The 12858-nt window shown below is 63.4% G+C and carries 9 protein-coding genes; 6 read left to right on the forward strand and 3 right to left on the reverse strand.

All coding sequences use genetic code 11. From position 1 onward, the window contains the following. Positions 1-1313 precede the first annotated feature (1313 nt). Positions 1314-2195, forward strand: a complete 882-nt coding sequence (locus CYJ17_RS03600; RefSeq protein WP_087069949.1) for a hypothetical protein — start codon at positions 1314-1316, stop codon at positions 2193-2195. Between the two features lie 27 nt (positions 2196-2222). On the opposite strand, the gene metX is transcribed toward CYJ17_RS03600, so the two are convergent. Next, positions 2223-3503, reverse strand: a complete 1281-nt coding sequence (metX, locus tag CYJ17_RS03605; protein ID WP_087069948.1) for a homoserine O-acetyltransferase MetX — start codon at positions 3501-3503, stop codon at positions 2223-2225. A 22-nt stretch (positions 3504-3525) separates the two neighbouring features. Continuing rightward, positions 3526-4842 (reverse strand): O-acetylhomoserine aminocarboxypropyltransferase/cysteine synthase family protein, encoded by a 1317-nt coding sequence (locus CYJ17_RS03610; protein WP_087069947.1) that lies wholly within the window; start codon positions 4840-4842, stop codon positions 3526-3528. Between the two features lie 529 nt (positions 4843-5371). Between CYJ17_RS03610 and CYJ17_RS03615 the strand changes: the two genes are divergently transcribed. Beyond that, positions 5372-6703, forward strand: a complete 1332-nt coding sequence (locus tag CYJ17_RS03615) for a C40 family peptidase (protein ID WP_087069946.1) — start codon at positions 5372-5374, stop codon at positions 6701-6703. Between the two features lie 152 nt (positions 6704-6855). On the opposite strand, the gene CYJ17_RS03620 is transcribed toward CYJ17_RS03615, so the two are convergent. After that, a complete protein-coding gene (locus CYJ17_RS03620; protein WP_026428653.1) occupies positions 6856-7380 on the reverse strand; it encodes an inorganic diphosphatase in 525 nt (174 codons plus the stop codon). A gap of 80 nt (positions 7381-7460) precedes the next feature. Here CYJ17_RS03620 and dacB point away from each other — a divergent pair, with 80 nt between their 5' ends. From dacB to ftsH, 4 genes are read left to right on the forward strand one after another with little or no spacing between them, the layout of a single operon-like run. Beyond that, positions 7461-8834, forward strand: coding sequence for a D-alanyl-D-alanine carboxypeptidase/D-alanyl-D-alanine endopeptidase (dacB, locus tag CYJ17_RS03625; protein WP_101595274.1), 1374 nt, complete (start codon positions 7461-7463; stop codon positions 8832-8834). After that, a complete protein-coding gene (gene tilS, locus CYJ17_RS03630; protein ID WP_101595278.1) occupies positions 8834-9904 on the forward strand; it encodes a tRNA lysidine(34) synthetase TilS in 1071 nt (356 codons plus the stop codon). Before dacB ends, tilS begins: the two co-directional genes overlap by 1 nt. Before the next feature lie 37 nt (positions 9905-9941). Beyond that, positions 9942-10493, forward strand: coding sequence for a hypoxanthine phosphoribosyltransferase (gene hpt, locus CYJ17_RS03635; RefSeq protein ID WP_016441812.1), 552 nt, complete (start codon positions 9942-9944; stop codon positions 10491-10493). Next, complete coding sequence (ftsH, locus tag CYJ17_RS03640; protein ID WP_101595281.1) at positions 10494-12812, forward strand: ATP-dependent zinc metalloprotease FtsH; 2319 nt, start codon at positions 10494-10496, stop codon at positions 12810-12812. The last annotated feature ends 46 nt before the right edge of the window (positions 12813-12858 follow it).

A 12858-nucleotide genomic window follows, 5' to 3' on the forward strand; every position in this document is an offset into this window, starting at 1 on the left:
TCCACCAGAGATACCATTGGAATCCTGCTGCCAAGAGAATCCCGATAGTGAAGAGAGCTAGGCCAAGCCGAGGATGCTTCCTTTTTTGCCGAGCTGGGCGCATCGAAAGTGTGAGGCGGGGCCAGGCGAAAAACAGCGCGAGCGCAGCGAGTGTGACTAGCAAGGCGAGGATGATCCAGCCTAGCTGGGGGAGAAATGCCTGTGGGTGGAAGTGGAATCCGGTGAAAGGCAGGCGAATAACACCGCTCATGAGAATGGTGACCGCGGCGCTGCCCGCTAGTCCACCGAGTAATACTGGCGGAATGACTCGGGTACTGGCGTGCCGAATGAGGTGACTGCGCCGCGCCCCCACGCATTGAAGAATGAATTGCTCCTGCGCAATGCTGCTCTGAAAATTCTTACGGCAGGCCAGGATGTAGAGGAAAATGGGTAGGACGATAACAATTAGCGCGAGGGGGAGAAGGTTTTTGGCCCAGTCCTCGTACATCACAATGCTGAAACGGAAACCGGGCGCATTGTTTGGATCTGTGGTGAATCCCGGGGAGAGCGATGCTTGAGATCCTGCCCGGGCAAGCTCAGGCAAAGCTTCGGTGTTTGCGGGGCGACTGATAACCAGTAGTTCGCCCTCAAGGGTTGCAGAGTCGTCAATAATTGCTGTTATGGGGCCGAATTGGCTCTCAATAAGATCGCGGTAGGGGAGAGCAGAACGATTAACTGCCGTGTTCCCCGCTGTGGGCCAAGTATCAAGCCCCAGGGGTGGTGGAATCTCTGGCCTTAAGGGTTCCACATAGAGGACGCTCATAAGGTGAGAATCGATGAACGCATGATCAGGCCGATAGGCGAGAGATGCTTGTGACTTATCTTCGGTGTATAAAAGTCCACTCTTCTGCACAACCTTGTTCCGGTACGGGAGCTCAACACCTATGGAAGCCAGTGAAAAAACCGCGATGACGCTCAATAAGGCCGCAATGAGCAGGGCCGAGAATGATCTCCGAGATTCGAGGGACTTCATGAGCGGTTGGGGGTTGTTGTTTTCCGTTTCATGATGGAACCTCCGTCTCGGTTGTTACCACCCAATGAAGCGAATTTGCCCGGCTGGGTAGCGTGCGCTCCGTTGCGCGGTGGGGAGAGCTGGAATCTTTCCCCACTTAGGATTCTACGGGCACGCCAGCCTCAAGGGAACTACGTCTTTTTGAGCTAATAGCGAAATGCATTCGCTATTTGGGTTTTCGTTATATAAAATTATTAGTTATTTTGGATGGGGAATTTTGTAGAATCCCCCTAACAGCCCATCACATAGGGAGGAGCCGCACGTGTCCACAACACAAAGCCAGCCCGGCTTGCGGGAAACAGCCACCCGGCTGCTCCCCGCGCTCGGTTTCGGACTCATCCTCGGGGCCCTCGCCCTGCTCTGGATGAACGACTGGCACGGCACCCTCTACATCGCCCTCATCGTGATCGGTACCCTTACCGTGCTGGGCGGCATTATTTATTTACGCTACCGCTACCTCCACACCGCCGCCGCGCACGACCACCCACTCCGCCCCCTCACCGCCACGCTCACGGGCATCGCATTATTCCTGGGCGGCACCCTCCTGCCCACCCTCCTCAACCCACCCCAAGCCGTCCGCATCGTCACCACCCAAATCAAAGACTGGGGCGGCGGCCCACTGCGCTCCTATTTCACGGGCGGGGCTGAAGACCTGAGTGTCGCCGTCGTCGATATTGAAAAAGAAGCCGGGACCACGCAAGCGTTCCGGGCCCTCGTGCGCGAACGCCGCCTCGAAATTGACGTTCCCGTGGGCGAACACAATAACGCCGCGGTCACCTACTCCTGGGCGCTTCCGCGCGATACCACGCCCTACGGCTTCGCGGCCTCGCGGCCCTTCCGTTTCGAACGCATCCCCACCTTCGACTACACCCAGCTCGAAGCCGCGCTCTTCACCCGCGCCACCACCCTCGTGCGCGAACGCGCCGCTCAGATCGGATTGACCGCCGAGCAGCTGGAAAGCGCGGAAGTATTCGTGCGAGTCAAATCCGCGGCCGCCGAGCTGCCCGAATGCGAAGGCACCTGCCCCGCGCCCGAAGACCTCATCTACACGGGGTGGTTGCACGCCGGCGGCAAAGCCGGGCACGTGATGATCGACGCGCGCGGCACCGTGCTCGGCGAAGACTGGTCGCAATTCGGCGAGTAACGGGCCGAGTGGCGGGCGGCGCGGTGGCTAAAGGGTAGCGCCCTCCCGGGCGGTTGCAACCGGCGCGATTTTCGCGGGCGCAACCTCGGCGAGGAAATCCGCAATAATCGCGGAAACCTCATTATTTTCGATAAGGAAACCATCGTGGCCGTGCGCGGAATGCACGGTCTGGAGCGGGCGCGCCCCGGGCAAAGCCGCGGCCAATTCCGCCATATGCTGCGGATAAAAAAGCCGATCCGAATCAACGGCGACGACGAGCGCCGGCTGCTTCAGCCCCGCCACCACCTGCGCGGTGCCACCCCGCCCGCGCCCAATATCGTGAGTAATAAATGCCTGGCTGATCGTCAGGTAGGAATTCGCATCGAAACGCGCCACCAATTTCGCGCCGTGATAATCCAAATAAGATTGGACCGCGTAACGACCCCCGCGCAGCGGATCTTCACCCTCCTGCGGGGTGCGCCCGAAACGCGCCGCCAACTCCGGGGCGCAGCGATAAGTTAAATGCGCTATTTCACGGGCGAGGCCGAGCCCGGCATCCGGGCCGCTCACCCCGCTCTCATCGGGCTCGGCATCGTAATAATGCCCGCCGCGCCAGCGCGGATCCAGGCGAATCGCCAAATTCTGTAGATGGGCATAAGCAATATGTTCCGCGGTGCTGGCCGGGCCCGCCACGAGCACCGCAAAAGCACCCACCCGCTCCGGGAAAGAAGCCGCCCATTCCATGGTGCGGCAGCCGCCGAAGGAGGCCCCTGCCACCAGGGCCCAGCGCTCCACCCCGAGCAGATCGGCGAGTCGGGCCTCCGCCGCGGCCATATCCCGCATGGTAATTTCCGGGAAGCGCGGGCCCCAGGGCTGGCCATCGGGAGCCGGGGAAGCCGGACCGGTACTTCCCTGGCAACCACCCAACACATTCGGGCACACCACGTAATACCGATCAGTATCAATGGCCAGGCCCGGGCCCACAATATCTTTCCACCAGCCGCTCTGCCCATCGCGCGCCGCGGCATGGGAATCCCCGGTGAGCGCGTGGCACAGCAGCACCGCATTGGAGCGGTCCGCGTTGAGCTGCCCCCACGTTTCGTAGGCGAGCCGAACCTGCGGCAGGCGGCCGCCCAGCTCCAGTTCCAGGGGGCCAAGATCCGCGAAGCGGCGCTCACCCGGGTCATCCCCTTCCAGCCAGGCGCCGGTAGGGCGCTCGGTCAGGCGGGGTGCGGGGGTGTAGCCGGTATCGAAATCACCGATAGGTTCGGCATCGGTGACCGGGTCTAGGGGAGCGTGTCCCACGAGGAACTGGGGGCTGGGCGTCATGATAATCCTTGATCTTCTAGCTCTAGGCGATGGACTCGAGGCCCTGGCGAATATCGGCAATAAGATCGCGCGGATCTTCAATACCGATGGACAGGCGCACGGTGGCCGGGCTAATACCATTGGCTGCCAGCTCTTCCGCGGTCAGCTGCGAATGCGTGGTCGAAGCCGGGTGCACCACCAGCGACTTCGCATCCCCAATATTCGCGAGATTGGAGAAGAGATGGAGGGACTCCACGAAAGCCGCGGCCTTCTCAAATCCGCCCGCAACTTCCACCGTGAAGACCGAACCGGGGCCCTTCGGGGCATACTTGGCGGCCAGCTCGTGATAGGGATTATCCGGCAGGCCAGCCCAGTTCACCGAGTTAATCCCGGGGTGCTCGGCCAAGAATTCCGCCACTGCGCGGGTATTGGAAAGATGGCGGTCGATGCGCAGGGAAAGGGTCTCCAGGCCCAGCCCGATCAGGAAGGCGTTGAAGGGAGAAATGGCGGCGCCGGTATCACGCAGCAAGGTAGCGCGGATACGGGTTGTGAAAGGAGCGCCGGGAAGATCACCCCAGACGATGCCGTGGTAGGACTCGTCCACCCCGTGGAAACCGGGGAACTTGCCGTTCTTCCAGTTGAAGCCCGCGCGTTCCACCACGGAACCGGCAATGGAGGTGCCGTGCCCGCCCAGGAACTTGGTGGCTGAATCCACCACTACGTCCGCCCCGAAATCGAAGGGATTCACATTGGCGGGAGTGCCGATCGTATTATCCACAATGAGCGGAATATCGTGGGAATGGGCGAGCTTGGCCAGCGCCTCAATATCGAGAATATCCTGCTTCGGGTTCGGGATCGTTTCGCCGTAGAGGGCCTTGGTGTTCTCATCAATGAGGGCTTCCCAATTGGCCGGATCCGCAGGATTCTCCACGAAACGAGCCTCGATGCCGAAGTTCTTGAGTACGTGCTTGAACTGGTTGTAGGTCCCGCCGTAGAGCGAATCGGAGGACACAATATTATCTCCGGCCTGCGCCACATTCGTGACCGCGTAGAAAATAGCAGCCGAACCGGAAGCGAGGAGCAGCCCGCCCGTGCCGCCGTACAGCGCGGAAATACGTTCTTCGACAGCACCCTGGGTGGGGTTGGTGATGCGGGTGTAAATCATGCCCGGATCGGTGAGTGCGAAACGCCCGCGAGCCTGCTCATTATCCTTGAATACATAGGACGTGGTCTGGAAAATCGGCAGCGCCCGGGCGCCGTGATCGGAATCGAGGACCTGGCCGGCATGCACCTGAAGAGTATCGAAGTGCAAAGCCTCCGGGGTAGCTGCGATGTGCTGGGAATTCTGATTTTCTGACATGGTGCTCTCCTTCAAAAATGTGATGGGGAGCGGGCGGCAGATAACGCCCCGGCATAAACCTAGGAAAATATTCTTTTTCTCAGGCGCAGCAATATCCATTCTGGATAAACCAGAGGTGTGAAATGTGGAATATCAGGAATGGAATTGTGCGATGCGGCGAATGCGCTCTGACCAGCCCGCTTATTTTTCTACTTGGTGTTCTTTTCCAAAATCAGCAGGGCTGATAGCGCACGTTAGGGCGGCTGGGCCGCGGAACGTGCGCTAGTTGGGCATTCGCATGACGAACATGATGCAAGCATAGGCAGGCGAGGGCGGTATTCGTCAAGTTCACGACGTGAATCACATTCTTATAAAAGTGACCGGAGGTGCCAGTGTGACGAAAAAGAACAGAATTACACCTGTGAAATTTTGGGGCAGATGTTTCGTTTTGGACTGGTGTGAGGTATGTTCTTAGTGTTTATATCGAATTGTGGGCTCAGTCTGCGCGCACCCGTCCGGGGCGCGGGAAAGCCCGCCCTCTGGAGGTCGTGTGGAGAATCGTTCTCGGCGCCTAACGGCTGTGCTGGCCGCCTGCGCCCTCGCTCTCTCAGTGCTACCCGGTGCCCGCGCGGATAACGTTGATCGCGATATTGATCGCTCGCGGGCCGCGGAAAAGCAAACAGCTCAAAGTATCGGGCAGATTGAAGCTTCGCTGGCCGGGCTCGCCTCCCAGGCCGAAGCTGCGCGTACCGATGTGGTGATTAAGGCGGCCGAAGCCCAGCGCGCCCAGCGCAACCTGGAAGATTCGGTCAATACCGCGATGGATGCCCAGGTGGTGGCCAATAGTGCCCGGGCGGAAGCCGATGCGGCGCGCGGGGAACTCGGCTCGATTTCCTCGGCGATGTACCGGGATTCTTCCACCACGCTCACCGCCGCCAACGCGCTGCTCGGGGCGCAATCCCTGCGCGATGCCGATGACCGCCAGCGCGCCTTCCGCACCGCGGGCCACGCCACCGACCAGAAGCTGCAGCGCTACCAGGCCGCCCGCGATATTGCCGATACCCTCCAGGGCGAAGCGGATCGCAAGGCCAATGAGCAGGCCACGATTGCCGCGCGCGCCGAGGGGGCCGCGAAGGACGCCAGCTCGGCCGCCTCCCAATTGGATAGCCAACTGGCCTCCATCGAAGCGCAACGCGACCAACTTTTCGAAACCCTCGCCCGGCAAAAGGGTACGACGGCGGCACTGGAACGCGCCCAGCAAGAACAGAAAGAAGCCGCGGCGCGTGCCCAGGCCGAAGCTGAACGCCAGCGCATCGCGGCCGAAGCGGCAGCCCAGGAGCAGGCCGCCCGTGAGGCAGCGGCTCGGGAAGCCGCGGCCCGCCAGGCGGCCGCGGAAGAAGCGGCTCGGCGCCAGGCTGAAGCTCAGCCCGCCCCCGCGCCGGCACCCGCCCCTGCTCCCGCACCGGAACCTGATCCGGAACCGGCGCCCGCACCCGCTCCGGCCCCCGAACCTGAACCGGAACCCGAACCGGCCCCGGCGCCTTCGGGTGATGGCTGGGCGATTGTCAGCTTCGCGCGGCAATTCGTGGGCGTGCCCTATGTGTGGGGTGGCAATACCCCCTCGGGCTGGGATTGCTCCGGTTTCACCCGCTATGTATACGGGCACTTCGGGTATTCCCTGCCGCGTACCTCCGGGGCGCAGCGCTCGGCCGGCTACGAGATTTCCCCCTCCCAAGCCCAACCCGGCGACCTGCTGTGGTGGCCCGGGCACGTGGGAATCTACACCGGAAACGGCATGCATATCGCCGCCACCAATCCGGAAGGCGGCACCCGCGAAGGCCCGATCTGGGGTAGTCCCACCTACGTGCGGATTATTGACTAGGTTGCGCTGCGTGAGCTCAGTGTGAGCTCAGCGGGAGCTCAGCAAGATACCTAAAAGCGGGAGCTGTGCATTATCTGCATAGCTCCCGCTTTTTGCGCTTCTATTTGGGGTTATTGGCCCGGCTACCCGCCTACTGTTGGCCGGCTGCCCGCTTAGTGCTGGCTGGGCGGCTGTGCTTCGTGTGCGGTGTAATAGCCTTCGTCAATGGCCCGCTGGAAGGAAGCCCGGATTTCCTCCTCCGCGGCTTCGCGGCCCACCCAGTGGGCGCCTTCCACGGACTTGCCCGGCTCCAGATCCTTGTAGACCTCGAAGAAGTGCTGGATTTCCAGGCGATGGAATTCCGAAACATCCTCAATTTCGGTACGCCAGGAGGCCCGCTGATCCGAGGCCGGCACGCACAACACCTTATCGTCGCCGCCCTTTTCATCACGCATGCGGAACATGCCCAGCGCGCGGCACCGAATCACACAACCCGGGAACGTGGGCTCTTCAAGCAGCACCAGGGCGTCCAGCGGATCGCCGTCCTCACCGAGGGTGTCATCAATAAATCCGTAATCATCGGGGTACCGGGTGGATGTGAAAAGCATGCGGTCCAGGCGAATCCGCCCGGTTTCGTGATCTACTTCGTACTTATTTCGATTTCCCTTGGGGATTTCGATGGTGACATCGAATTCCATCATGTGAAGCTCTCCTCGCTGACGGCTGGCACATAAGAACACCTAAGAATACGAGCTGCGTTCCGTGCAAGAATAGGCCCGTGAAAGGAAAAGCTCAGATCGCTTTGTCCCTGGTGCTCCTTCTTGCGGGCGGGTACGCATTCGCTGATGCCTTTGATCTTACCCCCGGATTGCTCACCCTGGGACCTAGGGCCGATGCCGCCGCGCCGTATCCGCATCCCACCCCTGTGCCGGCCGTGACCATTCCGGCTGCTCCCGCGCCCGCGGAACTCGAGGATGCCAGCGCCGCCAAAGTGGCCGCCCTCGGCCAGGAATTCGCCGCCCGCCTGGCCCCCACGGGCCAGGTATCCTACGAAATTCGCGAGGCTGCCACCGGGCGGGTCCTCGCCAGCAAAGACGCAAAAGTCCCGCGGGTACCGGCCTCCAATATGAAACTGGTGACCGCCCGGGTGGCCCTGGAAACCCTCGGCCCGGACCGCCGCTTCGCTACCAGCGTGGCCGCTTCCGGCTCCACCATTCACCTCATCGGCGGGGGCGATGTATTCCTGGCTCCCGATACCGCCGCCACCCAGGTCCCGGGCACCATTGCCCGCGGCGATCTTTCGGAATTGGCCGCGGCCGCCGCCACCTACGCGCGCGAGCACCCGGGCGGCCCGGTGAGCGTCGTCGTAGATACCTCTCTTTTCGCAGGGCCGGAGTATGCGCCCACCCTTGACCCGATCAATCACGACTACGTGGCACCCATCACGCCGATTGCCGTGAATGGCGGGGCGGTGGGCTACCACTACAGCGCTACGCCCGCCCTCGACGCCGGGAATGCCCTGGCTGAGCAGCTGCGCGGGGCCGGCGTTGAGGTGGCGGAGGTGCGTGCGGGGCAGGCACCCAAGGAAGCGGCGGCCCACCCGCTGGCCACGGTGCATTCGGCGAGCGTGCGCGAGCTGGTGGACCGCATGCTCACCGAATCGGATAACACCCTGGCCGAAACCCTCGGGCACCTGGTGGCGCGTGAGCGCGGGGAAAGCGCGGATTTTGCGGGGGCGGCGCGGGCCACGCGCGCGGCTCTGGAGGAGCTCGGCTACCCGCTGGAGGGCGTGGTGATTTCCGATAATTCCGGGCTGAGTGAAACGAATCGGCTCACCTGCGTGCTCCAGCTCGCGATCCTGGAGGATCTGGCGAATCTGGCGGACGGCACGGTGGGGGCGCTGGGCGCGGGGCTGCCGGTGGCCGCGCTCAACGGCACGCTCGCGGATCGCCTCACCGAAGGCGCCGCGCCCGGGATGATCCGCGGGAAAACCGGCACCCTCGCCGATGTGGTTTCACTCAGCGGGGTGCTGCGCACGCGTTCGGGGGCGCTGCTGACCTTCTCCATCCTCACCGATTCCCACCACGACGTTTCGTTGTTGGACGTGCGGGCCGCCGAGGATGCTTTCCTCACCGCGGTGGCGGAGCTGTAATGGCCGGACCCCATCCCGCGTATGCGGCCGGGCGGTGCCGCCTGCGTGCACTGCTGAAGAGCTGCGGTTACGGGCCGGGAACCCGCCTGACGGTGGCGGTATCCGGCGGTTCGGATTCCCTCGCGCTGGCCCGCATCGCGCTCTTCGTGGCGCGCCGCGACGGCTACCTGCTGCGCGCGGTGACCGTCAATCACGGGATTCGCCCGGAGGCGGGGCGCGAAGCCGCGCAGGTTGCGAGCCGCTTACGTTCGTGGGGGTACGACGACGCCGCAACGGTCAGCGTGGACCTTGGCGATGGATCGAGCCCGGAAGGGCAGGCGCGGGCGGCCCGGTACGCGGCGCTGGCCGCGGCGGCAGGCGCGGCAGGTGAAGCGGCTGGCGCGGGCGGCCCGGTGCTGCTGGGCCACACCGCGGACGACCAGGCCGAAACCGTGCTTCTGGGCCTGGGCCGGGGTTCGGGAGCGCGTTCCCTGGCGGGTATGCCGGAAGCGGGTCCGCTGCCAGGCCACCCGGAGATCACTGCGTTACGCCCGCTGCTGGGGCTGCGGCGCGCGGCGCTTCGCGCCGCGCTGCAAGAGGAGGGCATTACCTGGGTGGATGACCCGTCCAATGAGCCCGATGGCCCGTGGCGGGCGGCGGGCGGCGGGCCTCTCACCCGCGCGGCGCTGCGCACCGGCGCCCTGCCGGCCCTGCAAGAGGCGCTCGGGCCGGGCACGGTGGAAGCCCTGGCCCGCACCGCCTACCTGCTGCGCCGCGATAATGAGGCGCTCGATAGTTGGGCGGCCCGGGAGCTAGCCACCTGGGAAGAACACGGTGTGGTGACAGAGTCGGGGGAGCCAGCTGGCGGCGTCGTCGTACCTATTGCGCCGCTGCGCGAACTTCCCACGGCCGTACGCACCCGGATTCTGCGTGCCCTTGCCCTGCGCGCTGGAGCGCGTGGCGGGGAGGTGAACGCGGGGCATATCGAGGCCCTCGACGCGCTGGTGACCGGGCCGGGCGGCGTGCGCCACTGCGACCTGCCCGGGGCGCGAGCGCTTCGGCGCGATAATATTGTCGTCTTCGCGCGTTAGGCTTAGATGCACAGCGGAACTGCTCAAGGAGATGGTGATGGACCACACCGATATGGGTGATAAGTTGGAAAAAATCCTCGTCACAAATGAGGAAATCCAAGCGAAGCTTGAGGATATGGCGCGCCAGATTGACGCCGATTACGATGGTGATCTGCTCGTGGTGGGCGTGCTCAAGGGCGCCGTCATGGTGATGGCGGATCTGGTGCGGAAAATCCACTCTCCGCTGAATATGGATTGGATGGCGGTGTCCTCCTACGGGATGGGTACCAAATCCTCCGGCGTGGTGCGGATTTTGAAGGACCTGGATGCTGATGTGACCGGCCGGCACGTCCTCATCGTGGAAGATATTATCGATTCCGGCCTTACCCTCGCGTGGCTGAAGAAGAACCTGCTGGATCGCGGGGCGCAATCGGTGCGGATCGCGGCTATTCTGCGAAAACCCGAGGCGGCTAAAGTTGACGTTCAGGTTGACTATCTAGGCTTTGATATTCCCGATGAGTTCGTGGTGGGGTACGGACTCGACTATGCCGAACAATTCCGGCATCTGCCTTTTGTGGGCACCCTGGCCCCGCACGTTTACGGAGGATAAGTGGACGAACAGCAAGAACCTCGCGGTACGGAACCGGGCGGCACCGCGCCGGGCGGCACTGCGCCGGGCGGAAGCGAAGCTCGTGGCGGTGAGGCACGCGGTAGTGAGGCTCGCGGTAGTGAGGCTCGCGGTAGCGAAGCGAGCCGCACCGAACCCAGCGCGTATGAGCGCAAGCGCCGGGCGCGCCGGGCCCACCCGCCCCAGGCGGAGAACTCGGGCAGTGATACCGGTACGGGCAGCGCCGGGAAGAATAAGAAATCCCGCGGCTCCGGCTCCGGCTCCGGCCACAAGCTCAGCGAAGAAGAACGCACCAGCCGGCGGCGCTGGCGCGTTATTTCCGGCATCGTCATCGCGGCGCTTCTTGCTTTTATTGGGACCAACCAATTCATGGCCATGCAGTGGTCGAATATCTCCACCTCGGAAGGTATCGCGCTGCTGGAAGGTACCACCGTGCAACGCGTGCAGATCACAGACGGCACCAACCGGGTGCGCCTGTGGCTGACCGAGCCAACGAAAACCATGGACGGCGACGGCGATAAGCACGACGCCGGGAAGAAGGTCACCTTCCAATACGCTGACCCGCAGGGCCAGCACATCACCTCCCTGGTGGAACGGGCCAATCCGGAGCGTGGGCATAACTCAATCGTTCCCTCCCAGAACGTGTTTGTGTCCATGCTCTTCACCTTCCTGCCCATGATCCTCATCTTCGCGGTGTTCATCTGGTTCATGCGCAGCCAAATGGGACGCGGCTTCGGGGCGAAAGATGCCAATGCGGACGGAGAAGTCTCCGAAGTGCGCTTCTCCGACGTGGCCGGGGAAGATGAAGCCGTGGAAGAAGTGAAGGAAGTGGTGGACTTCCTCAAGAACCCGGACCGCTACCAGGCCCTCGGGGCCCGCATCCCGCGCGGGGTGCTGCTCTACGGCCCGCCCGGAACGGGTAAAACCCTGCTGGCTAAGGCCATCGCCGGGGAAGCGCAAGTGCCGTTCTTCTCCATCGCCGCCTCGGAATTCGTGGAGCTTTACGTGGGTATGGGTGCCTCGCGCGTGCGCGAACTCTTCAAAACCGCGAAGAAAAAAGCCCCGGCCATTATTTTTGTGGACGAAATTGACGCGGTGGGCCGCGGGCGCAGCAGCGGCGCCCTCAGCCACGGCGAACAGGAACAAACCCTCAACCAGCTCCTCGTGGAAATGGACGGCTTCTCCACTGACGAAGCGGTGGTTCTTATTGCCGCCACCAACCGCCCGGATGTGCTGGACCCGGCGCTGCTGCGCCCCGGGCGTTTCGACCGGCAGGTCGCGGTAGATGCCCCAGATATTCGCGGGCGCGAAGCCATTTTGCGGGTGCACGCGCGCGGCAAGCCGCTCGCGGACGACGTAGACCTGGCCGGAGTCGCCAAGCGCACCCCCGGTTTCACGGGCGCGGATCTGGCCAATATCCTCAACGAAGCAGCGCTCTTGGCGGCGCGCCGCCACGCCCACGTCATCACCAATGCGGATGTGGATGAAGCCTCGGATCGCGTGATGGCCGGCCCGCAGCGCTCCAGCCGGGTGATGAGCCCGGAGGACCGGCGCATGACGGCCTATCACGAAGGCGGGCACGCGCTCGCGGCTGCGGCGCTGCGCTACACCGATCCGGTCACTAAGGTAACTATTTTGCCGCGCGGGCGGGCCCTGGGTTACACGATGGTTATGCCTACCGAGGATCGCTATTCGGTTACCCGCAACCAGCTCCTCGACCAGCTCACCTACGCGCTGGGCGGGCGTGCCGCGGAAGAAATCATTTTCCGCGACCCCTCCACCGGCGCCTCCAATGACATCCAGAAAGCCACCGAAACCGCGCGCAAGATCGTGACCGAATACGGGATGACCACCGCGGTGGGGGCGGTGCGGGTGGCTCCCACGGCCCAGGAAGAAGCGAGCTTCGGGGCGGCTTCGCGCACCTCGGATTCCCTGGCTGCCACCGTGGATGAGAACGTGCGGGCCCTTCTCGACCAGGCTCTCACCGAAGCATGGACGATCATCACCGAAAACCGGGATATCCTCGATCACCTGGCCGCGGTGCTCCTCGATAAGGAAACCGTGCTGGAAAACGAACTCGCGGAGATTTTCAAAGACGTTGTCAAAGCCCCGGAGCGGGAAGTGTGGCTTTCCGCCCCGGACCGCCCGGTCTCGCAGCGCCCACCCATCCCGCTCCCGGAAGGGAAAACCGAGGCGGAAGCGGCAGCCGATTCGCGCCTTGCCGCCCCGGAACTCCCCGATGCTGCCACCGGGCCGCTCGGCCCGCGCGGTCGGCACGGCGCGGAAAATGAGGGTGCCTAAACTTTCGTGGTTATGAGCGCGGAAAATGCGGGGCGTGAGCGCGGAA

It is taken from the genome of Actinotignum timonense, assembly GCF_002860685.3.
GTDB lineage: Bacteria > Actinomycetota > Actinomycetes > Actinomycetales > Actinomycetaceae > Actinotignum > Actinotignum timonense.